The following is a 26064-nucleotide window of genomic DNA, read 5'->3' as shown; positions in this document are numbered from 1 at the left end:
GCTTAGCTCCCGGCGTTGGCCTTGCGGTCACGCCGCATGTCGTGGAACACGATGGGGGTGGCCTTCTTCTTGCCAAACAGGCTGGATTCGGACGTGCCGCCGGAGCAGCCATTGCCGAAGGTGAAGCCACAGCTGGCCTTGTCGTCGAAGGTGTTTTCCACCATTTCCTTGTGGCTGGACGGAATCACGAAACGGTCTTCGTAATTGGCAATCGCCATCACCTGGTACATTTCTTCCACCTGGGCCGGTTTCAGATGTGTACCGCGCAAGGTGGCCGCATCGCTCACCTTCTCCACGCTCTTCTTGCGCATGTAACGACGCATGGCCACCATGGTTTCCAGTGCGCTCACCACCGGTTCCTCCTTGCCTGCGGTCAGCAGGTTGGCCAGATAGCGGATGGGGATGCGCAGGTCTTTTACGTCCGGAATGATGCCGTTTTCACCGATCAGGCCGTTTTCCAGCGCGCTCTGGATGGGAGAGAGCGGCGGGATGTACCACACCATGGGCAGGGTGCGGTATTCCGGATGCAGCGGGAAGGCTACTTTCCATTCCATGGCCATCTTGTACACCGGCGAATTCTGTGCGGCGCTGATCCAGGCTTCCGGAATGCCCTGCTTGCGGGCCTCGGCCTGGATTTCCGGCGAGTTCGGGTCGAGGAACACGCCCAGCTGCGCTTCGTACAGGCTCTTCGGGTCTTCCACGCTGGCAGCGGCTTCGATGCGGTCGGCATCGTACAGCAGCACGCCCAGGTAGCGGATGCGGCCTACGCAGGTTTCCGAGCACACGGTCGGCTGGCCGGCCTCGATACGCGGGTAGCAGAAGATGCACTTCTCGGCCTTGCCGCTGGTCCAGTTGTAGTAAATCTTCTTGTACGGGCAGCCGGACACACACATGCGCCAGCCACGGCACTTGTCCTGGTCGATCAGCACGATGCCGTCGTCTTCGCGCTTGTAGATGGAGCCGGACGGGCAGGAGGCGACACAGGCCGGGTTGAGGCAGTGTTCGCACAGGCGCGGCAGATACATCAGGAAGGTGTTCTCGAAGGCCGAGTACATTTCTTTCTGGATGCCTTCAAACAGGGCATCTTTGCTGCGCTTGGAGAACTCGCCACCCAGGTCGTCTTCCCAGTTGGGGCCCCATTCGATCTTGTCCATCTTCTTGCCGGTCAGCACCGATACCGGGCGGGCCGTCGGCGGAGTCTGCATTTCCGGCGCGTTCTGCAGGTGCTCGTAATCGAAGGTAAAGGGCTCGTAGTAGTCGTCAATGGCCGGCAGGTTGGGGTTGGCAAAGATATTGGCCAGAATGCGCATCTTGCCGCCCTGCTTGGGCACCAGCTTGCCATTGGGTTTGCGTTCCCAGCCGCCCTGCCATTTTTCCTGGTTTTCCCAGTCCTTGGGGTAGCCGACGCCGGGCTTGCTTTCCACGTTGTTGAACCAGGCGTATTCCACACCGTCGCGGCTGGTCCAGACGTTCTTGCAGGTGACTGAACAGGTATGGCAGCCAATGCACTTGTCCAGGTTCAGCACCATGCCGATTTGTGCACGGATTTTCATTTGTCTTCTCCTGCAGGCAGATCCATCCAGTCAACTTTTTTCATCTTGCGCACGATGACGAATTCGTCACGGTTGGCACCCACCGTGCCGTAGTAGTTGAAGCCCCAGGACAGCTGGGCGTAACCGCCAATCATGTGCGTCGGCTTGGTCACCGCACGGGTCACCGAGTTGTGGATGCCGCCGCGCTTGCCGCTGGTTTCCGCGCCCGGCACGTTCACGATTTTTTCCTGGGCGTGGTACATCAGCGTCATGCCTTCCGGCACGCGTTGCGATACCACCGCACGGGCAGTCAGCGTGCCGTTGACGTTGAATACTTCGATCCAGTCGTTGTCGACGATGCCGGCCTTCTTGGCGTCCACTTCCGATACCCATACATGCGGGCCGCCACGCGACAGCGTCAGCATGCGCAGGTTGTCCGAATAGGTACTGTGGATGCCCCATTTCTGGTGCGGGGTGATGAAGTTGAGCACCAGCTCGTGGTTGCCGTTGGACTTCTTGCCCAGGATGGCCTGGGTGGTTTTCAGGTCCACATGCGGCTTGAACACGCACAGACCCTCGCCGAAAGCGCGCATCCACTGGTGATCCTGATAGAACTGCTGGCGGCCGGTGATGGTGCGCCATGGAATCAGCTCGTGCACATTGGTGTAGCCGGCGTTGTAGCTGACTTCTTCGCTTTCCAGGCCAGACCATGTCGGCGAGGAAATGATCTTGCGCGGCTGCGCCTGCACGTCGCGGAAGCGGATGCTGTCATGCTCGCGCGGCAGAGCCAGATGGGTGTGGTCGATACCGGTTACCTTGGACAAGGCTTCCCAGGCTTTCACCGCCACATGGCCATTGGTTTCCGGTGCCAGGGTCAGAATCATCTCGGCCGCATCGATGGCGGTATTGAGCCGTGGCTGGCCCTTGCCCGCGCCCTCGGCCACGGTATGGTTCAGGCCGCGCAGGATGTCCACTTCGTGGCCGGTTTTCCAGCTGATGCCCTTGCCGCCATTGCCCACTTTTTCCAGCAAGGGGCCGATGGAGGTGAACTTGTCGTAGATGGCGCCGTAGTCGCGCTCTACTACGGTCATGGCCGGCATGGTCTTGCCCGGCACCGGCTCGCACTCGCCCTTCTTCCAGTCACGCGGGTCAAACGGCTGGCCCAGTTCCTGCGGGGTGTCGTGCATCAGCGGGGTGAGTACCAAGTCCTGCTGCACGCCCAGGTAGTCCTTGCCGATTTCGGAAATCTTCTTGGCAAAGCCTTTGTAGATTTCCCAGTCCGACTTGGCCTGCCATAGCGGCTGTACGGCTTCGGACAGCGGGTGGATGAAGGGGTGCATGTCGGAGGTGTTGAGGTCGTCCTTCTCGTACCAGGTGGCGGTCGGCAGCACGATGTCGCCGTACAGGCAGGTGGTGGACATGCGGAAGTCCAGCACCACCAGCAAGTCCAGCTTGCCTTCCACCGCCGGACGCACGGTGATTTCGGTCGGCTTGATGCAGTCTTCCTCATTGCCCATCACCGCGTTCTGGGTGCCCAGCAGGTATTTGAGGAAGTATTCGTGGCCCTTGCCGGAGCTGCCCAGGATATTGGAACGCCACACAAACATATTGCGCGGGAAGTTCTTCGGGTTGTCCGGGTCGTTGCAGGACATGTCCAGCGTGCCGTTTTTCAGGCTGTCCACGGCAAACGGAATGGCGTCCTTGCCAGCCGCCTTGGCGGCGCGGGTGATGTCCAGCGGGTTGGTGGTCAGCTGCGGGGTAGACGGCAGCCAGCCCATGCGTTCGGCCTTGGCGTTGTAGTCGATCAGGCTCATGTTGGCCATCTTGCCGTCGGCCGTCGGGCACAGGATTTCATTAATGCCCAGCTTTTCATGCCGCCACTGGCTGGTATGGGCGTAGAAGAAGCTGGTGCCGTTCATCTGGCGTGACGGACGCACCCAGTCACCGGCAAAGGCCAGCGGTGCCCAGCCGGTTTGCGGACGCAGCTTTTCCTGGCCCACATAGTGGCACCAGCCACCACCGCTCTGGCCGATACAGCCACACAGCATCAGCATGTTGATGATGCCGCGGTAGCTCATGTCCATGTGATACCAGTGGTTGAGCGCAGCACCGACAATCACCATGGATTTGCCGTGGGTCTGGTCGGCGTTCTGGGCGAATTCGCGCGCTACCTGGATCACCATTTCCGGCTTCACGCCGGTGTGCTTTTGCTGCCAGGCCGGGGTGTACGGCACGTCGGCCATGTAGTCATTGGTGACATTGCCGCCGCCCAGGCCACGGTCGATACCGTAGTTGGCTGCCATCAGGTCGAATACCGTGGCCACCAGTGCAGTGCTGCCATCAGCCAGCACCACCTTGCGCGCCGGGACATTGCGGGTGAGCAGTTCTTCGTGTTCGGCACCAAAGTAAGGGAAGCCGACGCCAACTACTTCGTCACGGTTTTCAATCAGCGACAGACGGGCCGATACCTCGCGGCCAGTGCTGCCGTCATGCTGTTGCAGGTTCCACTTGCCGCTTTGCCCCCAGCGGAAGCCGATGGAACCGGTGGGAGCCACGATGTCGCCACTGGTTTCGTCGAATACCAGGGTCTTCCATTCCGGGTTGTTGTCTTCGTTGAGGTTGTTTGCCAGATGGCTGGCACGCAGGAAGTAGTCCGGCACATAGCGTTCGCCATCCTTGCGCAGCGTCACCAGCATCGGCATGTCGGTGTAGCGGCGGATGTAGTCGGTGAAGTAGGCCGACGGCTTGTCGAGGTGGAATTCCTTGAAGATGACATGACCCATGGCCATGGCCAGTGCGGCATCGGTACCCTGCTTCGGCGCCAGCCAGATGTCGCCGAACTTGGCCATTTCGCCAAAGTCACTGGAAACGGCCACGGTCTTGGTGCCCTTGTAGCGCACTTCGGTATAGAAGTGGGCGTCCGGGGTACGGGTCATCGGGATGTTGGAGCCCCACACCATCAGGTAGGTGGAGTTGTACCAGTCGGCCGATTCGGCCACGTCGGTCTGTTCGCCCCAGATTTGCGGGCTGGCCGGCGGCAAGTCGCAATACCAGTCGTAGAAGGACAGCGGCACGCCGCCGATCAGGCTGAGGTAACGGCTGCCCGCAGCGTAGGACACCATGGACATGGCCGGAATCGGCGAGAAGCCCACCACGCGGTCCGGGCCGTAATTCTTGATGGTGTAGGCATTGGAGGCCGCGATGATTTCGTTGGCTTCATCCCAGTTGGCGCGCACGAAACCGCCCTGGCCGCGCTTGCTCTTGTACTGCTTGGCCAGTTCCGGGTTCTGGCTGATGTGCTCCCATGCTTGTACCGGGCCCATGCTCTTGCGCGCTTCGCGCCACAGCTTGGCCAGACGGCCACGGATCATCGGGTATTTCACCCGCTGGGCCGAGTACACATACCAGCTGTACGAAGCGCCACGCGGGCAGCCACGCGGTTCGTGGTTGGGCAGGTCCGGCCGGGTGCGCGGATAGTCAGTTTGCTGGGTTTCCCAGGTAATCAGCCCGTTTTTGACATACACCTTCCAGCTACAGGAGCCGGTGCAGTTCACCCCGTGGGTGGAACGCACGATCTTGTCGTGCTGCCAGCGTTGGCGATAGGCGTTTTCCCACTGGCGGTCTTCATTCACCACCGCGCCATGGCCATCGGCAAAGGTGGATTTCACCTTGCCAAGGAAATTCAGTCTGTCCAGAAAGTGGCTCATCTTGCCTCCGAGTTTTTACCGCCAGATGCGGTGCCGCGGCCGCGCCGCGCAGACATTGCTTACGCTGGACAGATTAAATCCGGGCAACAAGGACGCCCATTCGCCGCAGGTGGCAAGCGGGCAAAGCAGAGTGAGGAGGCTGGCTAAGCCATTGGGAGTAGACAGGACTAGACGGGCAGCCAAATGGTGCAGATGAGAACCAGCAGAATCATCCATCAAGGATGACTGGCCTGATTGCACCTGTACCAAATACCAGATTTATTTCAATTCCGGAAAATCTTGCTATAGATAAAATACTTGCAAAACAATGCGTTATTAACAACAACTGCTAAAAAATGTGTGAATTATGTTTTGCGAGATATCGGGAAACCCACCTAAAGGTACAGTACCATGCAGCGCACATCCATTGCCCTTCTACTTGCTTGCACAGGATTCATGACTCAAGCACACGCTTCTGACGGCACAATTTCATTCACGGGCCAGGTATCTACTTCCACTTGCACCATTAGTGTCGCGGGGAGCGGAAACAATGGTTCCATCAGTTTGCCGCCCATCTCGACCAAAGCACTGGCCGCCAGCTTGGCTACCGCAGGTGCAACCCCGTTTTCCATTTCTCTTAGCGGCTGCACCGGTTCAGCGACACAGGCTGCCATCTGGTTTGAAAATGACGCCAATGTCACCGCTGCTGGTCGCTTGGTCAATTCGGGAACAGCCAGCAATGTGGATGTTGCCATCTACAACACAAGCTCAAGCACGCACATTCCCATCGGACAAACCAGCACTACATTCGGCAGTAGCGGAACAGCATTTTCCATCAGTAGCGGCAGTGCGACCCTGCATTACCTGGCACGCTACTACGCCAATGGCCAGGCAACAGCGGGTACCGTCAGCGCAAACGTGAATTACACCGTGCAGTACCAGTAATACAGCTGATTGCCAGGCAGTAGTACATCCAGCAGGCTGCGACACCTTGTCAGGTCGGCAATCAATCCGCCCTGCAACGGAAATTGGAGTGCTGTTAATGGCTGGTGTGCTGGAAGCGGTCGACCAGTTCCACCATCTTGCTGGCGGTACGGTTAAGCTGGCCGGACAGCGCAGCCGCCTCCTGCACGATTTGGGCATTATTTTCCGACAGCGCAGCAATCTTGCTGACATTGGTGGCCACGTCATTGCTGGCGGCGGTCTGTTCCTGCATGGCCAGCGTGGTGTTGCGGCTCTTGTCGGCGGTATCGCTGGCTTTGCCGTGAATCATGGCCAGGTCGGCCACGGTCAGGTCCACCTCGGCCATGCCGTCTTGCATGTGTTGCCGGGCCTGTGACATTTGCTCGGCCACTTCACGGGTTTCACGGCGGATGTCTTCAATCAGTCCGGCAATGTCCAGCGTTTCCTTGCTGGTACGTTCAGCCAGCTTGCGCACTTCGTCCGCCACCACGGCAAAGCCGCGCCCCATTTCGCCTGCCCGCGCTGCCTCGATGGCGGCATTGAGCGCCAGCAGATTGGTCTGGTCGGCAATCTCGCGAATGGCGGTAACGATGCTGTGTATTCCTTCGGACTTGTCGCGCAGCATGTCAACGCGTTCGCCGGTATTGGTCAGGCCATCTGCGGTTTCACCCAGTGCACTGGCGGTGCTGCGCATGCGCTGCCGGCCATCATCAACACAGCCCTGCATGTCTTGCGCCACTTGCATGGCTTGCTCGGCATTGTCGGTCACCGCGGCAATGCCAGCCGACATTTGTTCGATAGCCGCCGCAATATCAATGGAAGAGCGGCTTTGCACCTCGGCGGTAGATGCCGCCCGCGCAGATACATCATTCAGCGCCTGAGCTGCCGACATCATCTGGTGTGCTTCGGACTTGACCTGTCGCAGGGTATCGGCAAAAGCGTCTGCCAGGTGGTCGAAAGCCTGGCCCATGCGGGCGACTTCATCACTGCCGGACAGCGCGGCACGACGCGACAGATCGAAGTCCCGGCTCATGCCACTCATCAGTTGTTCCAGCCGGGAAATCGGTCGTTCCACACTGTGGTAGATGGCCCACCCCAGCAAGGACAGCACCAGAATGGTGGTTGCAGACCCCAGCAGGGTGAACCACAGCTGGAAGCTGGCCTGACGCAGCAGTTGCTGCACATTTTCATCCTGTTGCTGCAAGAGTGTGTCCTGCAGCTTTTTCAGATTGGCCATTTGTGCACTGGCCGTACCGAACCATTGTACCGGACTCAGCGCTGTTGGCTGACCGGCCGGGGTTTCCATGATTTGCTTGCGCATGGCAGCCACGGCAACGGCTTCGGGGGACTGATCCACCTGCTGCGCCTGCTGTTTCAACTGCCCGGATGCCACCAGTTGCAACTGGCTGGCGCAGGCCTGCTGTTTTGCCTGCAAGCCGGCAGCCTGCAACAAGGCCGCCTGGTCCAGGCTGCCACGGCTGAGCATGCCATTGATGAAACCGCGCTCACGCCCGGCATACTCCTTCTGGCATTGCAGATTGACCAGCGCCACTGCATCCCGCAGCAAGGATGTGTCACTGCTGCTTCCGGTCAGCCCCGCAATCAGCCCGATCAACTGTCCGATATTGTCCGAATAGGCGGTAAACATCTGCGCGGCGGGCTGCCCGTGACTGTCAATGCTGCCACGCCCCTGCAACAAGGCATGCACCTGATTGTCCACGGCGTTTGCCTGAGCAGCATCCGGCAGTTGCGCCAGACTGGCGTGAAAGTCTGCCAGCACGCTGTCGGTCTGCTGCCGGGCGGCTTGCAACTCCGGCGGCACACTGCCACCGGGCTTGCTCAGATAGCCATTGCTCAGGCCGCGCTCAGCCTGCAACTGGTGAATCAGGCTGCTGGCCTTGCCAGCCACGTTCAGCAGGCGGGCGGAGGTTTGCAAGCGTGACAGGCTGTCCCATTTTTCCAGCGACAACACAGCAGCCAAACCGGCAATCACCAGCACAAAAGGGATGATCAGCAGGCCAAGCCTGCTGGCTATCGAAAGTCGGGACAGCATGTGGGCCTCACAATCGTGGGGTTAATTGCTTGTTGCAACGCCTTACAGCATAGGCAAGTTCTTGTTAGCAATAAATATGCCTTCAAAATAAAAAAAGGGGGAAACATCCAAGCTTCCCCCGATTTCCCCATACTCGGGGCTTTCCTGCCCGGCACTATGTCAGCAAGAAATCTCCGCATTCTTGCGCGCGTAGAACCACCAGTTGATCAGCACGCAGCTGGCGTAGAACAGGATGAAGGCATACAGCGCAGCCTCCACGCCACCGGTCATGGAAATGGAGGTGCCATAGCTCTTGGGAATGAAGAAACCGCCATAAGCACCAATGGCACCGGAGAAGCCCAGCACCGCCGCCGCTTCACGCGTGGCATCGGCCTGTGCCTGCTTTTGTGCCGCCTCGCCCTTGCCGGCCAGGCGCTGATGCAGGGTGAGGAAGATCACCGGCACCTGCATGAAGGTGGAACCATTACCCACACCGGTCAGCGCAAACAGGCAGAGGAACATGGCAAAGAAGCCCTGGAAACTGCCGCCCTGGCCTGCATGCGGCAAGAACACCAGCACGCCGCCCACCGCCAGCATCATCAGCAGGAATACCGCCTGGGTAACCTTGGCACCGCCAATCTTGTCCGCCAGCCAGCCGCCTACCGGACGGGCCAGTGCGCCCACCAGCGGGCCATAGAACACGTATTTGGTGGGGTCCACATCCGGGAACTGGCCTTTCATCAGCAGCGGGAAACCGGCAGAGAAACCGATGAAGGAACCAAAGGTGCCGATGTACAGCCAGCACATCAGCCAATTGTGCTTGCGCTTGAAAATGACCACCTGGTCGGCAAAGGAAGCGCGCGCCGAGGCGATGTCGTTCATGCCCAGCCAGGCGGCAATAGTAGACAGCACAATGAAGGGCACCCAGACAAAACCGGCATTCTGCAGCCACATTTTCTTGTGCACCGCCGCCTTCACCCACACTTGCGGCTCGCCGCCAAAGGCACCGAACACGCCCATGGTAATCACCAGCGGCACCACGAACTGCACCAGCGACACCCCCAGATTACCCAGACCGGCATTCAGACCCAGCGCCGTGCCTTTTTCCGCCTTGGGGAAAAAGAAGCTGATATTGGACATGGACGAGCTGAAATTGCCGCCACCAAAGCCGCACAGCAAGGCCAGCACCACCATGGTGATGTAGCTGGTATTCGGGTCCTGCACTGCGTAACCGATGCCGACAGCCGGAATCAGCAGGCTGGCGGTGGAAATGGCCGTCCACTTGCGGCCACCGAAAATCGGCACCATGAAGCTGTAGAAAATGCGCAGCGTGGCACCGGACAGTGCCGGCAGCGCAGCCAGCCAGAACAGCTGGTTCTGGCTGTAGCTGAAGCCGATATTCGGCATGTTCAGCACTGCCACGCTCCATACCTGCCAGATGACAAAAGCCAGCATCAGCGCGGGGATGGATATCCACAGATTGCGCCGGGCAACAGCCTTGCCCTCCTGCTGCCAGAACTCCTTGTTTTCCGGTTCCCACCGGTTAAGTACATGTGACATCACGTCCTCCCTGACGGCCACTCGGCCATCAATCAAAAATGGGGTTGCCGGGCCTAGCCGGCCTTGCTGGCTGCCAGTGCAGCCTTGCCCTGTGCGGGCTTGAAGGAAAAATGCATCCACACCAGCGACACGCACACCGTGCCGTACAGCAGCATGAAGGCGCTGCTGCGCACGCCGGTGACATCCAGCAGCACGCCAAACAGGATGGGCAGCAGGAAACCGCCCATGCCGCCAGCCAGGCCCACCACGCCGGATACCGCGCCGATATTGTCGGGAAACTCGTTGGCAATGAACTTGAACACCGAGGCCTTGCCGATGGCCATGGCAATGCCCACGCCAAACAGCATCAGGGTGAAGGGAACAACGCTCAGGCCGATATGAAAGCTTTGCACGCCGTGCGTGGTGGTGATGCTGAAGTCGGTTTGCGGATAGGACAGGATGAAAAACGCCACCCAGCAGGTCCACATCACGCCCCAGGTCACCTTGTAGGGGCCAAAACGGTCGGACAGCCAGCCGCCCATCGCCCGCAGCACGCCACCGGGCAGGGAGAAACAGGCCGCCAGAAACGCCGCATGCTTGATGTCAAAGCCGTACTCGCCCACGTAGTACTTGGTCATCCACAGCGCCAGCGCCACATAGCCGCCAAACACTACCGAGTAGTACTGGCAGTAGCGCAGTACGGCCGGGTTCTTCATCAAGGCCAGTTGTTCACCCAGGCTGGCCTTGCTGCGGACCAAGTGAGCAGAGTCCTGATAGGAAAACAGCCAGAACAGGATGGCCGTCACCAGCATGATGCCGGCGTAGACCGAGGGCACCAGCTGCCAGCCACCGATGGCGATGATGCCGGGGGCCACCAGCTTGGTGAGCGAGGAACCGGCATTACCGGCCCCGAACACCCCCATGGCCATGCCCTGCTGTTCCGGCTTGAACCAGCGCGCCACATAGGGCGTGCCCACCGAGAACGCCCCGCCGGCCAGCCCTACCAAGAGGCCGATGGCCAGGAACTGCCAGTAAGCCGTGGCGTACTGCATGATGAAAATGAAGGGCACGCAGGTCAGCATCAGCACAAACAGCACGATGCGGCCGCCAAAACGGTCGGTCCAGATGCCCAGCGGCACCCGTACCAGCGAGCCGGACAGCACCGGCGTGGCGGCGAGGATGCCGAATTCGGTTTCGTTCAGGCCAAGATGCTGCTTGATGGGAATACCCAGCACGGCAAACATCATCCAGATCATGAAACAGATGGTGAAGGCAGTGGTGCTGGAAGCCAGTACCGCATACTGCTTGAAGCGTAATGAAGCCATGATGCCAAGCTCCGCTATTGGGATAGCTGGCATTTAACCCTTTTCCACACGCGGGAAATATTCACCGATAGCAGCACACCAGGCGGCATGAGGAGCTAGGCCACAGCGGCAGATGGAGAAGCCGGACTAATCACAATGGGGGATGGTCAGCCGCCAAACCCTGCCACAGCAGGCTGTCTGACTGCGCTCGGCGCGGTGGCTTTCTCCACCTAATGGAGAATTGCTGTCACATGGGCCAGGCATTATTGTTAAGCTGGAATACAGTCAGACGGCCCTGCCCTCTGAAGCCCCCAGCCCCACCGGACCCGCCCTGAATGATGCTTTACCAGACCCCGCAATGGCGCAGCCTGTCCACCAAACTGCTGATGCTGACCATCGCATGGCTGCTGCTGGCCATGACTTCCATCGGCTACACCCTGGTGTTGTCGTGGAAGCTGGAAGGCGGTGCCGCCGCCATCAACGACGCCGGCAGCCTGCGCATGCGCAGCTATCACATTGCCCTGCAAGTGAGCGAAGGCGCGCCGCTGACCGCCATACACGATGAAGAACAGCAATTTGCCACCATTCTGGCGCGCCTGAAAAAGGGCGACCCGGCCCGGCCGCTGTTCTTGCCGGACAATGCCGCCGTGCACCAGCAGGTGGCGCTCATCGAGCAAGCCTGGCGACAGGACATGCAGCCCCTGCTGGAAAACGCAGCCCGGCAGGCCGGCCAGCCACGCAAGATGGAGCGGCCTGACATTGCCAGCTTCGTCAACCGCATCGACCGGCTGGTGAAACTGGTGGAAGAGGACAATGCGCGCAACACCACCTTGCTGCGCTTTTTCCAGATGGCGCTGATTGCCATGGCCATTGTCGGCTCGTTCAGCATGATGTTCTTGCTGTTCCTGCTGGTGATCCGCCCGCTCAACGCCTTGGGCGAAGGCATGCTGCGGCTGCGCGACGGCCAGCTGGATGCGCGGGTGGGCGTGGACAGCAGCGAGGAATTTGCCTCCATTGCCACCGGCTTCAACCAGATGGCCGACCGCCTGCAGGACCTGTACACCACGCTGGAACAGAAAGTGGCCGACAAAACCCGCTCGGTGGAAGAAAAAAACCGCCAGTTGGCCGCCCTCTACAATGTCACGGCCTTTTTGCACGGCTCGCACACGCTGGACAATATGTGCAGCGGTTTCATCTCCAGACTGATCGAACTGACCGGCGCCGATGCCGGCAGCGTACGGCTGGTGGATTTCAAGCGTGGCCGGCTGGAACTGATTGCCCAGCAAGGCCTGCCGCTGGAAATGCTGGAGCACGACGACTGCGCCCCCATCGACGGCTGCCTGTGCGGTGATGCCGTGCAACAGCCGGTGTCGGTGATACACCGTTTCGACCAGCTGCCAAAACTGGAAGAAAAACACTGCCAGCGCGCCGGTTTTGCCAGCATTTCGGTATTTCACATCCGCCATAACCAGAATAACGTCGGCATTTTCACGCTGTACTTCTACCAGCAGCCGCAATTGACCGCGCAAGACCAGTTCTTGCTGGAGACTCTGGGCAGCCACCTGGGCGTAGCGGTGGAAAACCAGCGCCTGGCCGCCCGCGACCGCCAGTTTGCCGTGGCCGAGGAACGCAACCTGATGGCGCAGGGCCTGCACGACAGCATTGCCCAGTCGCTGTCCTTCCTCAATCTGCAAGTCCAGATGCTGGAAGCCGCGCTGGCGGACAAGCAAACCGAACAGGCACAGGAAAACCTGGCCTGCATCCGTGCCGGCGTGCAGGAATGTTACGAGGACGTGCGCGAACTGCTGCTCAACTTCCGCACCCGCATCAACAAGGAGGACTTTGCTGATGCGGTGCGCACCTTGCTGGACCGTTTTGAAAAGCAGGCCCGCGTGCCCACCCAGCTCAGCCTCAGCGGCAACGGCCTGGCGCTGGATCCGCAACAGCAATTGCAGGTGATTTTCATCCTGCAAGAAGCACTGTCCAATGTACGCAAACACGCACACGCCCGCCGCGTGATGGTGGAAATCCGCAATGATGCCGATTTTTGCATGCTGATACGCGATGATGGCTGCGGTTTTGACGAAGACCTCGTCGCCAGCCGCCGCTCCAGCCATGTCGGCCTGTCCATCATGCAGGAACGCGCAGCCCGCATTCATGGCCAGATCAGCGTGCAAGCCCATCGCGATGGCGGCACCGAAGTCAGCCTGTTGTTACCCCATACCGAAAGACAAGCCGCATGAGCACCATCCGCATCCTGCTGGTCGATGACCACACCCTGTTTCGCAGCGGCCTGAAAGCCCTGCTGCAACGACAAAGCGACTTTGACATCGTCGGTGAAGCCGCCGACGGCCTGGAAGGCGTCAAACTGTGCGAACAACTGAAGCCCGACGTGGTGCTGCTGGACATCGACATGCCGCAGATGAACGGCCGCGAAGCGCTGGCGCAAATCCTGGTCACCCAGCCGCAGCTGGCGGTACTGATGCTCACCGTATCCGAAGACGGTGAGGACCTGGCCGAGTGCCTGAAAACCGGCGCACGCGGTTATCTCTTGAAAAACATCAACGCCGACTTCCTGCTGGACAGCATCCGCCGCGCGGTGGATGGCGACAGCGTGCTGTCACCGGAAATGACATCCAAACTGCTGTCGCAATTGCGCGGCGGCGAAAGCAGCAAGGGCAAGCGCAGCGGCGTGGAGCAGCTGACCCAGCGCGAGCGGGAAATCCTGGCCTGGCTCAGCCGTGGCGTCAGCAACAAGGAAATCGCCCGCTCGCTGGACCTGGCCGAGAGCACCATCAAGGTGCATGTGCAGAATATCCTGCGCAAACTCAGCCTCAACGGCCGGGTACAGGCCGCGCTGTTTGCCGTCGAACACGGGCTGGACAAGCTGCCCTGACCCATGCCCTTGCGGTGAATAGTGTTGAAGCTGGCAAAAAGGACAACTACCATGTCATACATGGACACGCCCAACCCTGACGCTGCCTGCCTGACACCATGACTTCCTTTGCGCTGCTGGATGCACTGCACACCCCAGTCTGGATCATCCTGCCAGACAGCGGAAATCTGTTGTTTGCCAACCGGCAGGCCAGACAGCTGTCCCGCGATCAGGACATCGCCTGCCTGCGGGGTGGTCATCTGTCCGCCTGCGCGCTGGAACAGCTGAGCGACTACAGCCCGGACATGCTGCAATACCAGCAGGTGGTGGAAGTATGGACCCTGCCCGGCGAAAACGGCCCGCAAGTGCTGTGCTGCCATCTGGGCCATCTGCTACTGAGTGATGGCCGCCCGGCCATCATTGCCGAAGGCATGCTGGAATCCGCCCTGCCGGATGATGCCGCCAGCACCCTGTCTGCCGACCCCGGACGCGACGGCAGCTTCCACGAAATGCTGATGCAAACCAATAGCGCGCCCATGCTGCTGATCGACCCGGCCGATGATGGCCGCATCGTCAATGTCAATCAGGCGGCCGCCCGTTTTTATGGTTATCCGCGTGACGTGTTCATCCACAAGCACACCTGGGAAATCAACGCCATGGGGCGGGACATCCTGCCAGTGATGCACCATATTTCGCAGCTGCCGGGCGGGCACAAGCCCCTGAGTTTTGTCCACAGGCTGGCCGATGGCAGCCTGCGCGACGTACAGACCTATGCCGGGCCGGTGGTAATAAACGGCCAGCGGCTGATGTTGTGCGTGGTGCACGACATCACCGAGCAAAAACGGCTGAAGGCCGAACTGGAACAGGCCGCGCTGAAAGACCCGCTCACCGGCCTGTGGAACCGGCGGCACCTGCTGCTGCAACTGGAACGCGCCATCCAGGACAAGCGGCGCTTTGGCAACGATTTCAGCCTGATCCTGATCGACGCGGACAACTTCAAGCAGATCAACGACCAGCACGGCCACTTTACCGGTGACGAAGTGCTGGTCTGGCTGGCCCGCACCCTGGAGTCACGCGTGCGGGCACAGGATACCGTGTGCCGCTGGGGCGGCGAGGAGTTCGTCATCCTGCTGCCGCAAACCAGTCACGACAATGCCATGCGTCTGGCCGAGGCGCTGCGCCACACCGTGGCAGCAAACCTTCATGAAAAACTGCCGGCCATCACGATAAGCCTGGGCGTGGCCATCCACCAGGACAATGAAACGGTGGAAAGCCTGATCATGCGGGTGGACAACGCGCTGTATCAGGCCAAGCACCTGGGCCGCAACCGCGTGATGGCGGCCTGAGCCGCCCCCTACTCCCTACGGCGTAGCCCGGCCTCCACCACTGGCCAACTGGCAAGCCGTCACGCTCAGCCTACACTGGCAGCCATTCTCCCCTTCTGGTGCCAGCCATGCTGTCCGACCGTTTTGGCAGAACCATCGACTATCTGCGGGTGTCCGTCACCGACCGCTGCGACCTGCGTTGCAGCTACTGCATTCCCAAAGGCTTCAAGGGCTTCGAGGAACCGGCCAACTGGCTGCGCTTTGACGAAATAGAGCGCGTGGTAGCCGCCTTTGCCCGGCTGGGCACGCGCCGCTTCCGCCTGACCGGCGGCGAACCGCTGCTGCGGCGTGACTTGCCGCAACTGGTAGGCACGCTGGCAGCCCTGCCCGGCGTGGAAGACCTGTCACTCACCAGCAATGGCACCCAGCTGGCCAGCCTGGCCGCACCGCTTAAATCCGCCGGCCTGCACCGGCTCAACATCAGCCTGGATTCGCTGCGCCGCGACTGCGTGGCCAGCATCAGTGGCAGCGACAGCCTGGACAAGGTGCTGTCAGGGCTGGCGGCGGCCAAAGCGGCAGGGTTTGCCAATATCAAGATCAATATGGTGCCGCTGGCCGGGGTGAATGACGGCGATATCGAATCCATGCTGGCCTACTGCATGGAGCAGGGTTTTGTGCTGCGCCTGATCGAAGCCATGCCGATGGGCAGTACCGGCCAGGCCGCGCAAGGGCTGGACCTGAGCCAGTTGCTGGACAAGCTGACACACCAGCACGGCCTGATTGCCAGCAGCCGCAGCCTGGGCGGCGGCCCGGCCTCTTACTGGCAAAACGCCGATGCCAGCTTCACCCTGGGGCTGATCACCCCGCTGTCGCAGCACTTCTGCGCCACCTGCAACCGGGTGCGCCTATCAGTGGATGGCACGCTGTACATGTGCCTGGGCCAGGAAGAACAACTGGAACTGCGCCCGCTGCTGCGTGCCGGTTGCGGCGACGCCGAACTGGAAGCCGCCATTCGCGCCGCCATCGAACTGAAACCGGAAAAACACGAATTCATCCAGCAGCCACAACAGGTGGTGCGCTTCATGTCGATGACCGGCGGCTAGGCAGGTTTGCCGCCACCGGCCTGTCCGTCAGCAAGGGCAACTGCAACAAGGCGGCAGTCATGCGCTGGGCCAGGTAATACAGCGAGCCCACCCCGCCATAACTCCAGGCCGGTGCCACCGCCGCCAGCCGCTGCTGCCGGACAAAGGGCATGCCCTGCCACAGCGGGCTGGCAAACAGCCGCCCCGCTTCAGCAAACGGTTGCTGATACAGCACCACCTCGTCTCCCCAGGCTGCCAGATCCACCACCCGCTGCTGGCTGATCCCCCATACCGAAGCCGCCGGCGTGCTGGTGGTGTTCAGCCCCAGCCGGCGCAAGGCCAGCACCGGCATGGCATTGCTGCCATAGACATACACGCTGGAGGCATTGGCAAAACGGATGACCTGCACCCGTGGCAGACGCCGGGCACCATGCGCCTGCAATTGCTGACGCAATTGCGCAAAGCCCTGTTCCAGCTGGCCAAGCCTGGTTTTTGCCTGCTGCTGGCGGCCCAGCACCCGGCCCAGTTGCAGGAAAATGGCTTCGGCTGCCTGGGCATGGTCCTCGTTCGGGCGGAAAGCATCGATGGTCAGCACCGGCGCAATGGCTTGCAGCCGCGGGCGCAAGGCACCCAGCACCGGACTGCTCAGGATCAGATCAGGCTTCAGACTGGCCAGCAACTCCAGGTTCGGCTCCAGCCGGCTGCCCGCCGACAGCGCTCCGGCGGGGAGCAATGGCTGCGCCACCCAGCGCCGGTAGTCGTCTGCATCCGCCACCGCCAGCGGAGTGATTCCCAGCTCCAGCAGGTTTTCCGCCGCCTCCCAGCTGAGCGCCACAATACGCTTGGCCGCCGGCATGGCCGGTACCGCCCTCAGCTCATCCACACCACCGGCCATGGCCGGGCAGGCCAGCACCCACCACAACAGGACACAAAACCAGCCACGCCTCATTGCCCACCTCCACGCCGCAGGCGCTGCCACCCCAGCAACAACAGGAAATAACAACCGCACAGAACCGATGCCAGCATGCCCAGCGGCAATTGCCGTGGGTAAATCACCACCCGCCCCAGCCAGTCGGCCAGCAGCAGCAAACCAGCCCCCAGCAAGGCGGCCACCAGCAGCTGTGTTGCCGCCTGCCGTGCACCCAGCATGCTGGCAATATGCGGTGCCAGCAGGCCCAGAAACGCCACCGGCCCCAGTACCGCAGTCACCGCCGCAGTCAGCAAGGCCACCAGCAGCAGCAGGCCCAGACGGGCGGCAGCCAGATGCAGGCCACGGCCTTGTGCCAGGCCATCACCCAGACCAAGCAGGGTCAGCACGCGCTGGCAGGCCAGGGCCAGCACGGCCAACAGCAGCACGGCCAGGCTGAGCCACACTGCCTGCGCCGGTGTCACCCGGTAACTGGAACCGGACAACCATGCCAATACCGCCAGGCTGTCCGGCGTGCCCCTGGCCAGCACCGTTTGCAACATGGCATCCAGCATGGCAGCCAGGGCAATGCCGCTGAGCGCCATCATACCCGGCGCATACTGGTGGCGACGGCCCAGCCCAAGCAAGGCAGCCAGCACCAGCAAGGCCCCCAGCAAGGCACACATGATGCCGTCCTCCAGCAATGAGCGCCCCAGGCAAGCGGCCACCAGCAGCATGCACAAGGTGGAGCCAGCCGACAGGCCGAGTAGATCGGGACTGGCCAGCGGGTTACGCAGCAGCCGCTGCAATAGCACGCCAGCCAGCGCCAGGCCCGCCCCGGCACTCAGGGCCACCAGACTGCGCGGCCAGCGCAGCGACCATAACAAGGCATCCGGCCACTGCCATTGCCAGCCGTCGGGGCCGGGGGCCAGTGCGATACTCAGCCAGCACAGGCCCAGCAAGGCCCCCAGAAGCAGCAGGTAGTTGCGCTTGCGCCACTGACGCAGACTGCCCGGCATCTGCAACATCGCCGTGTGCTGTGCCGCGTTCATGCTGCGCCGTACCAGCCACAGCAGCAGCGGCCCGCCCAGCAAGGCAGTCACCGCGCCGCTGGGCAGGCTACTGCCCGCCCAGTGGCCGATGGCCAGTGCCAGACAATCGCTGCCCAGCAAACAAACCGCCCCCAGCAGCGCACTGCAGGCCAGTTGCGCCAGCGGACGGCGCGCACCCAGCAACTGGGCCAGATTGGGAGCCAGCAGGCCGATGAAACCGATCAGCCCCACCGCCGTCACCGTCACCGCGCTAAGCCACAGAGCCGCCAGCAACAGCAGCAGAATGGTGCCCAGTGCCAGCCCTCGGCCACGCGCGGCAGCCACGCCCAGCGACAGCATGGCCAGTGGCCGGGGTGCCAGCCACAGCAACAGCGCGGCAGGCAGCAGGCGCGGCCACAGCCACTGCGCCCATTGCCAGTCTATTTGCGCCAGATCGCCAGCCCCCCAGACAAACAGATTGCTGGCGTACTGGTCGTGCAATAACACCAGCATGGTGGCCATGCCGCCCAGCAGCAGATTCACCGCCATGCCTGCCAGCACCAGCGGCAAGCCGTTCAGCCCGCGCGGTCCGGCCAGCAGCAAGACCAGCCCCAGCGCCAGCATGGCACCCAGCAAGGCCGGCCAGCCGCTGCTCAAGGAGGGATTGTCGGGCAGCACCACGGCGGCCAGCACCACACCCAGCCAGGCACCCGATGAAATGCCCAGCGTCATGGGAGACACCAGCCGATTGCCGCTGAGTTGTTGCAGCACGCTGCCGGACAAACCCAGTGCCGCCCCGGCCAGCAGCGCCATCACCATGCGTGGCAGGCTGGCGTAATAAAACTGCAGGCTGGCAATGTCCTGCTGCTGCCACCACTGCCCGGCAGGCGGCATGCCACCGTTAAGCCACAGGTGCACGCCAGCCAGCAGGCAGAGCACGGGCAATATCCAGCGCAGATGACCATGCGCCCCGGCCCCCTGGCCGGGCTTGGCAATCACATGCTCCATATCAGGCCACCACCGCCACCGGACAGGCCTGCCCGGCCTGCTCCAGCAAGCGGATTTCAATGCCGTACAGGCCGGACAGCCGCGGCGAATGCAATAATTCCAGCGGGCTGCCATCAAAATAGAGGGCACCACGCTGCAAGGCGATGATGCGGTCGGCAAAGCGGGCGGCCAGGTTCAGATCATGCAGCACCACCACCACGCCACGTCCGGTCTGCTGGTTCAGACGGCGCAGCAGGCCCATCATTTCGTATTGATGGGCCAGATCCAGTGCCGAGGTGGGCTCATCCAGCAGCAGCAGCGGCGATTGCTGGGCCAGCAGCATGGCTATCCAGGCCCGCTGGCGCTCACCACCGGACAGGCTGTCCGCCGCTCGCGCGGCATACTGGCTGATATCGGCATCGGCCATCGCCTGTGCCACCACGGCGCTATCCTGTTCCCGCCAGCGGCCAAACACCCCGCACCAGGGGTAACGCCCCAAGGCCACCAGTTCGGCTACCGTCAGACCGGCTGCGTCCGGCAGCCGCTGCGGCAAGTACGCCACCTGGCGGGCAAACTGGCGGGCGGACAGGCGGGCGCTGGGTGCGCCATTGAGCAGCACCTGTCCCCGGTCCGGCTGCAACTGGCGGGCCAGTACATTCATCAGGGTGGATTTGCCGGAGCCGTTATGCCCCAGAATGACGGTGAATGCCGTCCCATCCAGCTGCAAGGCTGGTAACTGCAACAGGCAGCGCCCCTGACGCTGCACCTGGATATCATGCAAGCTCAACATCTTGTTGTGCCCACTCCTGTCTGAGCAGCGCAATGCGCGCTGCCGGTTTCAATTTCGGACACGTACTGCACAGTGTCCCGTCACAGCGGCGAAAATGCTGGCAGCAGGCACGCCGCTCCAGTGCCAGCCGCTCGCCGCCCTGCTCCAGCGCCACCGGCCACAGCCCGCTGGCCTGCGGCAGTTGCATTGCATCCAGCCACTGCCTGCACCAGTCGGTCACGGTGGCGTTATCCAGCGCCGGGCGCTGCTGCTGCACCCGCAACAAGGCGGCGGCCACACAATCGGCCAACAAGCGGCCTGCCAGCTTGGGGTGCAATGGCTGCTGGGCGTGTAGCTGGGCATGCAGGCAGTCGGCCATCTCCACCAGTTGCCGCGCAGCCTGCTGGCGCAGGCTGGCTATAGCGGCAGGCTGCAGCATTTGCTCCGGCAGGCTGAAACCGGCCACCATGCCGGGCAGCAAGCGCTGCTGCATGGCGCTGAAATCCGGCAACACCGCCGCCAGCTCCACCGCCAGCACCGTGGCATAGGCGGGCTGCCACAGCAGCAGGCTCCAGCTGCGGCAGCCCCAGTAATGCGGGCCGGCTTCCGGATGCTGCTGGCGCAGGTGCTGCAGCAGTTGGCCGATGGCAGCACTGGCGCTGCCAATGGCAAACTCATCCGGCGCGGGCAGCCCTACCCGGCCCTCCAGTCCGGGCAGCGCCCGGGCCAGCAGCGGCAGCAAACGGCCCAGCGGCAGTGTGCTGCCTGCGGCCCGCTCAGTCGGCCACATGATCAGCCAGCGGATTGCGCAAGGTACCGGCAAACTTGAGATTGCCGGCCGGGTTGGCCAGGTCCAGCATTTGCTGGTTATTGCCCAGTTGCAGCCGGTTGAGGCATGAGCGGTCAAACTCCGGCATGAACAGGTCGTAGCGGGCAAAGCGCTCGGCCAGCTGCGGGAATTGCGCCTGGTAAGAGCGCACGCACTGGCCTACCTCCTGCCAGAACGCTTGCTCGGGCAGGCCGCAATGCTCATCCAGAATGGCGGACAGATAGCGGAAGAAACCGTCGAACACATCGGTGAACAAGGCCAGCAGCTTCATGTTTTCCGGCACCTTCACCGCCAGCCGTGCTACCGCTGGCGGCAAGGCGGCGTCCGGGTTCAGGATGGCGGCTTCCTCGGCGATGTCCTTCATGATGGCGCGCTGCGGGACATTGTTTTCCAGCTGCAGGATGAGGTTTTCCCCATGCGGCATGAACACCAGCTCGTGGGCATAGAAGCAATGCAGCAGCGGTGCCAGATAGGCTTGCAGATAACGCGCCACCCAGTTGCGCGCATCCTGGCCGGAACTCCTGATCAGCGCCGCCAGCAAGGACTCCCCGGCGGCATCGATATGCAGCAGCGCGGCCATGGTCATCAGCCGTTTGCCTGGCCCCAGCAAGGCAGCGGGGCTTTCACGCCACAACGCCGACAACATCTTCTTGTACGGCGAGTCCTTGCTGATGCCGTTGTCGAAATAGGGATTGCGAAAACCGATGGACGCCACTTCGCGCAAAATGGCAAAGCCTTGCTGGCGCAGGTAGGCATCGCTGTCCACCAGCTGGCGGATCCAGTCGTTGATGGCCGGGGTGGCCAGCATGTAATACGGTGACAGCCCGCGCATGAAGCCCATATTGAGAATGGACAGCGCAGTTTTCACATAGCGGCGCTGCGGCTGGCTGATGTTGTAGAAGGTGCGGATGGACTGCTGCGCCAGATAGGCATCCTCGCCATAACCCAGGCAGACGATATGGCGCTGTGCCACCTCCGGCGCAAAGGAAATGGCCAGTTTGTTGAACCACTGCCAGGGGTGGGCCGGCATCAGCAGGTAGTCGTCCATGTCCAGTTGCTGCGCGGCCAGCTGGCGGGCAAAACCGGCCAGCACCGCGCTGCCCAGTTCTTCTTGCAGCAGGCGCTGGTAGTCCAGATCGGCCGCGCACGAGAAGGTGGCACGCGCCTTGTGCACCGCCAGCCAGATCAGGCGCTGCGGTGCAGCGGCTTCCGGCGCATGGCGCAAGTAATCCACCGCATCAAAGCCGATACGGCCGTTATTGGCGACAAAGCCCGGATGCCCTTCCATCATCGAGGTTTCCACCGACTGGAAATCCGCCCGGGTCAGTTCCTCGGCACTCAGCCCGCCACGGGCATGCTTGTAGGCACTGCCATACAGGGTGCTGCTGATTTCCTCCAGGTACACCGGCATCATGTCGTCGCCAATGCCCAGCACCGCCTTGAATTCGATGATGAAAGCCAGCGCGTCCAGCTCGGCAGCGGCACCCCGCACGGTACGCCGGATGGATGCCGGGTCGATCAGCCAGTGCTCCAGCGCCAGCACACGGGCGCGGAAAGTGTATGCGCCGCTGCCATCGGGAATGGGCAGGCGGTATTCGCCCCAGCCGTCCTCTTGCTGCTGCAGTTCGGGTGTCAGCAACAGTTCGTGGGAAAACTCGGCAATGGCCTTGCGCAGCAGCAGGCGGTTGACCTTGGCCCAGATGGCCGGCTGCAGATGGGAAACCAGTTGTTGCGGATGTTGATGATTGACGTTTTGCATGGTGTTCCTTGCACCAGGGCGTGGCCGCCTGACAGCGGCTGCCCCGGCAGGGTAAATGTTGTCAGAGTGCACACGTGGCCTGGTCGGCGATGGCTTGCAGATGGGCGTCAAACTGCGCCCGCGTGCAGAAAGCCAGCGCGGCGCGCTTGTGCGGCAACGCGATTTCGCCGTGATAGACAAAGCCGGCATAGCGGTTGAGCTGGTGGATCTTGTCGTTACGCACATCCGGCTCCACCACGACGCGGCGGACGGACGGTTCGGCAAACAGGGCCGCCAGTACCGTATCCATCGCCACCCGGCTAAAACCGCTGCGCGGCTGCTCTGGCGGGGCCAGCAGCAGATGCATGCCGATATCGCCGGGCTGCACCGGGTAATGGCGGCCCAGTTCGTCATGGGCCGGGTCGTAGCGCTCCATCAGGAAAGCCGGTGCATCGTCCAGCCAGGCCAGCCAGGCCTGGGCATGACCACTGGCCTGCAAGCTGGCATAGGCGGCAGTGACTGCTGCGAGCGCATGGCCCTGCATGCCCCAGTAGCGGGCGTAATCACGCTGCACCCAGTCATGCAGCAAGGGGATGTCCTCGGGAATGCGCAAGGCATGCAGGCGAAAGCAGCCAAAACCCTCCACCTGACGGGTGAACAAAGGTAAACGCGCCGTCATGGGCAAACTCCTTGGGAAAGCGCCGGGGCAGGTTCCCGCAGCAATACAGGGGATAACAGCCAGCACAGCAGCAGCCCCAGCGCCGCAGCGACAAACGGGGCCAGCAAGCCATGGCCTGCCACCAGCACACCGGCCGCGGAAGAGGACAGCAATACGCCCAGGTTCTGGCACAGGCTGATGCGGCTGTAGTCACGGGCATAGCGTGCCGGGCTGCTGTGGCGGAACAATTGCAGGTCCAGCCACACCGTCAGCTGGAACAGCGTCCAGCCAAACAGGCAGCGCCCCAGCAACAGCAGTGGCAGCCACGGCTGGGCCTGCAACAGCAGACCGGCCGCCCCCAGCCACCACAGGTAGCGCGGGCCAGCAGTTGCCGTCAGGCCACGCTGCGAACGCCGCCGCGCATGCCACAAACCCAGCAAGGCCATGGCAGCAGGCAGCGCAAACACCGCCGCGGCCAGCAGGCTGTTGTCGATACCGCTTTGCTGCTGCCAGTACAGGGCAAAGAAGCCGCGCACCAGATAGGCACTGCAGTAGAACAACAACATCAGCAGTCCCAGCCGCCACAGCGCAGCACCTGCCGCCTGCGGGCTGGCTGCCTGTTCCTGCTCTGCCTCCGCAACCGCAGATGAGGCATACGGATGCCAGCGCAGCCACAGGCACAGGGCCATCTGCAGCAGGTCTGCCAGCGCCATCAGCAAGAAGATATCGCCCGGTGGCAACAGGCCCAGCAAGGCACCGCCCAGCAAGGCGCCGCCAATGCCACCAAAGTGGACAATCACCGACAGCAGGCCGATCAGGCTGCCGTGCTGTTGCCGTGGGGTCTGACTCATCAGCAGCGGGTAAATCAGCAGATAGCTGGCCTTGCACGCCACCATGCTCAGCGAGGCCAGCCAGAAGGCCGCCATGCTGTTGCTGAAGGCGCTGCACAGGCACAGCAAGACGGCGGCCAGCTGGGTGACAGGCAATAGCCGCAGCAAGGCCACCCGCCGTGCCAGTGCCGCCCAGGCGGGCAGCGCCAGCATCACCACCAGGCACATGGCGGCCAGGTAATTGCCGACCAGGCTGGCATCGTTCACCCCGAAGCGGCTGGCAAAGTACTGGGGATAAAACGGCAGCAATACCGCATCGCCCACCACCGCCAGGCTGGTCAGGGTCAGCAATACCCGCCTCATGCGCTCATGCGCTCCGGCGCGGGTTGCGACTGCGGCACGGTGAATTGCTGGAAGGCAATGCGCTGCTCCACCGGATAGTGGGCAACACCGGTCATGCTGCGTATCAGCCGGGCATTGCGATAGCACGCCATGCCAAGGTCCGGCGACGACAAGCCATGCGTGTGCAGTTCGGCGTTTTGCACAAACAGGCGGTGGTCGGCATCGATGCTGTAATCGCGCGCTACGGCAAAGCGGCCACGGGCATCACGCTGGATGCGCCCGGCAACCGGTGCCAGGAAGTCTGGCTGGCGGTAGCCATAACCGGTAGCCAGCACCAGGGCGGCGGTTTCCAGCTGGAAGTCCTGTTGTTGTTCCTGCTGCTGCAGGCTGAGCACGAAGCGCCCGCTGGCCTTGTCATGCCGGCAAGCGGTGAGCGCGGTATTGGCCAGCAGCAGGGTGCTGGGCGTGCCGTTCAGGTGCTTGCGGTACAACAGTTCGTGAATGTCGTTGATCAGGCTGGCATTGATGCCCTTGAACAAGCCCTTTTGCTGCTGCAACAACTGGTCGCGCTGCGGCAGCGGCAACTGGTGGAAGTAATCCACATATTCCGGCGAAGTCAGCTCCAGCGTCAGCTTGGTGTATTCCAGCGGGAAGAAACGCGGCGAGCGGGTGAGCCAGTTCAGCTGATAGCCGTAACGGTCGATGTCCTGTAGCAGGTCGTAATAAATCTCCGCCGCGCTTTGCCCGCTGCCGACGATGGTGATGGAAGGCTGGCGCTGCAAGGCGGCCTTGTCCGCCAGATAGCTGGCGGAGTGGCTGGCCTGCTGCTGCACCGACTGGCAGCACTCAGGCCACAGCGGCACGGTGCCGGTGCCCAGCACCAGATGGCGGCCACGGTATAGCTCGGCCTCACCGGTGGCCAGGTTGTGGCAATGCACCTGATAGAGGTGATTGATTTCGTCGTATTCCACCCGCTCTACCCGGCGCTGCCAGCGCAGGCTCTCCAGCTGGGCGCACACCCACTGGCAGTACTGGTTGTACTCCTGACGCAGCATGAAAAAGTCTTCGCGGATGTAAAACGCGTAAATCCGCCCGCTTTGCTTGAGGTAGTTCAAAAAACTGAAGCGGCTGGTGGGGTCGGCCAGCGTCACCAGGTCGGCCAGGAACGGCGTTTGCAGCGTGGCATTTTCCAGCAGCATGCCGGGATGCCAGTCAAAGCCGCTGGCCTGATCGAGAAACACACCATCCAGCCCGTCCAGCGGTTGGCTCAGGCAGGCCAGGCCCAGGTTGAAGGGGCCGATGCCGATGGCAACAAAGTCGTGGATCTTGCTGTTCATTACAGCGCCCTCCTGACAGACAACACAGGAATGACGGCTTGCGGGACAAAAATCTGCTTCATGTTTTCATCGCTCCGGGTACTGGCTGGGCCAGTGGGTGGGAGGTCCGGTACCGGCGGGCCACTGTCTGGGCAAACCGGACGGACAAGGCTGTCCCGGCGGGCGCTTAGCAACCCGCCAAGGGCTTACAGGAAGCCTGCCTGCCAGCGCGCTGCATGCTGCTAATTGTCATGAATGCCACTCCTGCAATCAGAATTTTCACAATATTATTGCGAATGATAATAATTATCAATAGCAT

At 61.9% G+C, this 26064-nt stretch carries 18 protein-coding genes; 5 read left to right on the top strand and 13 right to left on the bottom strand.

Features of this window, described 5'->3' with window-relative positions; genetic code table 11:
* Positions 1-2: 2 nt before the first annotated feature.
* Both narH and DKK66_RS13395 read right to left on the bottom strand, forming a co-directional pair.
* A complete protein-coding gene (gene narH / locus DKK66_RS13400) occupies positions 3-1553 on the bottom strand; it encodes a nitrate reductase subunit beta (protein WP_131358911.1) in 1551 nt (516 codons plus the stop codon).
* Entirely contained in the window at positions 1550-5239 is a 3690-nt protein-coding gene (locus tag DKK66_RS13395; RefSeq protein WP_131358908.1) for a nitrate reductase subunit alpha, read from the bottom strand. Before DKK66_RS13395 ends, narH begins: the two co-directional genes overlap by 4 nt.
* A 390-nt stretch (positions 5240-5629) precedes the next feature.
* Here DKK66_RS13395 and DKK66_RS13390 point away from each other — a divergent pair, with 390 nt between their 5' ends.
* On the top strand, positions 5630-6163 hold the full coding sequence (locus tag DKK66_RS13390; protein ID WP_131358905.1) for a fimbrial protein: 534 nt from the start codon (positions 5630-5632) through the stop codon (positions 6161-6163).
* Between the two features lie 94 nt (positions 6164-6257).
* Here the strand turns inward: DKK66_RS13390 and DKK66_RS13385 are convergent, their stop codons facing one another.
* The 3 genes from DKK66_RS13385 to DKK66_RS13375 all read right to left on the bottom strand — a co-directional run bounded on the left by DKK66_RS13385 (position 6258) and on the right by DKK66_RS13375 (position 11077).
* Positions 6258-8234, bottom strand: coding sequence for a methyl-accepting chemotaxis protein (locus tag DKK66_RS13385; RefSeq protein ID WP_131358902.1), 1977 nt, complete (start codon positions 8232-8234; stop codon positions 6258-6260).
* A 159-nt stretch (positions 8235-8393) separates the two neighbouring features.
* Entirely contained in the window at positions 8394-9773 is a 1380-nt protein-coding gene (locus DKK66_RS13380) for a NarK family nitrate/nitrite MFS transporter (protein ID WP_131358899.1), read from the bottom strand.
* Positions 9774-9826: 53 nt separating this feature from the next.
* Positions 9827-11077 carry a nitrate/nitrite transporter gene (locus DKK66_RS13375; RefSeq protein ID WP_045846258.1) on the bottom strand — a complete coding sequence of 417 codons (1251 nt, stop codon included), beginning with the start codon at positions 11075-11077 and terminating at the stop codon, positions 9827-9829.
* Positions 11078-11391: 314 nt separating this feature from the next.
* Between DKK66_RS13375 and DKK66_RS13370 the strand changes: the two genes are divergently transcribed.
* From DKK66_RS13370 to moaA, 4 genes are all read left to right on the top strand, one after another.
* Complete coding sequence (locus DKK66_RS13370) at positions 11392-13299, top strand: type IV pili methyl-accepting chemotaxis transducer N-terminal domain-containing protein (RefSeq protein ID WP_131358896.1); 1908 nt, start codon at positions 11392-11394, stop codon at positions 13297-13299.
* Positions 13296-13952 (top strand): response regulator transcription factor, encoded by a 657-nt coding sequence (locus DKK66_RS13365; RefSeq protein WP_045846256.1) that lies wholly within the window; start codon positions 13296-13298, stop codon positions 13950-13952. Before DKK66_RS13370 ends, DKK66_RS13365 begins: the two co-directional genes overlap by 4 nt.
* Positions 13953-14050: 98 nt before the next feature.
* Positions 14051-15277 carry a sensor domain-containing diguanylate cyclase gene (locus tag DKK66_RS13360; RefSeq protein ID WP_131358893.1) on the top strand — a complete coding sequence of 409 codons (1227 nt, stop codon included), beginning with the start codon at positions 14051-14053 and terminating at the stop codon, positions 15275-15277.
* A gap of 107 nt (positions 15278-15384) precedes the next feature.
* Positions 15385-16359, top strand: a complete 975-nt coding sequence (gene moaA, locus DKK66_RS13355) for a GTP 3',8-cyclase MoaA (protein ID WP_131358890.1) — start codon at positions 15385-15387, stop codon at positions 16357-16359.
* Here moaA and DKK66_RS13350 read toward each other — a convergent pair.
* From DKK66_RS13350 to DKK66_RS13315, 8 genes are all read right to left on the bottom strand, one after another.
* On the bottom strand, positions 16337-17287 hold the full coding sequence (locus tag DKK66_RS13350) for an iron-siderophore ABC transporter substrate-binding protein (protein WP_207389781.1): 951 nt from the start codon (positions 17285-17287) through the stop codon (positions 16337-16339). The two genes, moaA and DKK66_RS13350, sit on opposite strands and share 23 nt — an antisense overlap.
* Positions 17284-19284, bottom strand: coding sequence for a Fe(3+)-hydroxamate ABC transporter permease FhuB (fhuB, locus tag DKK66_RS13345; RefSeq protein WP_131358887.1), 2001 nt, complete (start codon positions 19282-19284; stop codon positions 17284-17286). The genes DKK66_RS13350 and fhuB overlap by 4 nt, the downstream gene beginning before the upstream one ends.
* A 1-nt stretch (position 19285) precedes the next feature.
* The gene (locus DKK66_RS13340; protein WP_131358884.1) at positions 19286-20053 is read right to left on the bottom strand and encodes an ABC transporter ATP-binding protein; all 768 of its coding nucleotides are present in this window, start codon (positions 20051-20053) and stop codon (positions 19286-19288) included.
* Entirely contained in the window at positions 20037-20822 is a 786-nt protein-coding gene (locus tag DKK66_RS13335; protein ID WP_131358881.1) for a siderophore ferric iron reductase, read from the bottom strand. Before DKK66_RS13335 ends, DKK66_RS13340 begins: the two co-directional genes overlap by 17 nt.
* Positions 20809-22620 carry an IucA/IucC family siderophore biosynthesis protein gene (locus tag DKK66_RS13330; RefSeq protein WP_131358878.1) on the bottom strand — a complete coding sequence of 604 codons (1812 nt, stop codon included), beginning with the start codon at positions 22618-22620 and terminating at the stop codon, positions 20809-20811. The genes DKK66_RS13335 and DKK66_RS13330 overlap by 14 nt, the downstream gene beginning before the upstream one ends.
* 61 nt (positions 22621-22681) lie before the next feature.
* Positions 22682-23278 carry a GNAT family N-acetyltransferase gene (locus DKK66_RS13325; protein ID WP_207389780.1) on the bottom strand — a complete coding sequence of 199 codons (597 nt, stop codon included), beginning with the start codon at positions 23276-23278 and terminating at the stop codon, positions 22682-22684.
* Positions 23275-24438, bottom strand: coding sequence for an MFS transporter (locus DKK66_RS13320; protein ID WP_207389779.1), 1164 nt, complete (start codon positions 24436-24438; stop codon positions 23275-23277). The genes DKK66_RS13325 and DKK66_RS13320 overlap by 4 nt, the downstream gene beginning before the upstream one ends.
* A gap of 8 nt (positions 24439-24446) precedes the next feature.
* Positions 24447-25766, bottom strand: coding sequence for a lysine N(6)-hydroxylase/L-ornithine N(5)-oxygenase family protein (locus DKK66_RS13315; RefSeq protein WP_131358869.1), 1320 nt, complete (start codon positions 25764-25766; stop codon positions 24447-24449).
* Positions 25767-26064 lie beyond the last annotated feature (298 nt).

This window comes from Aquitalea sp. USM4 (genome assembly GCF_004328945.1).
GTDB lineage: Bacteria > Pseudomonadota > Gammaproteobacteria > Burkholderiales > Chromobacteriaceae > Aquitalea > Aquitalea pelogenes.
This window is presented reverse-complemented; position numbering and strand designations above follow the sequence as displayed.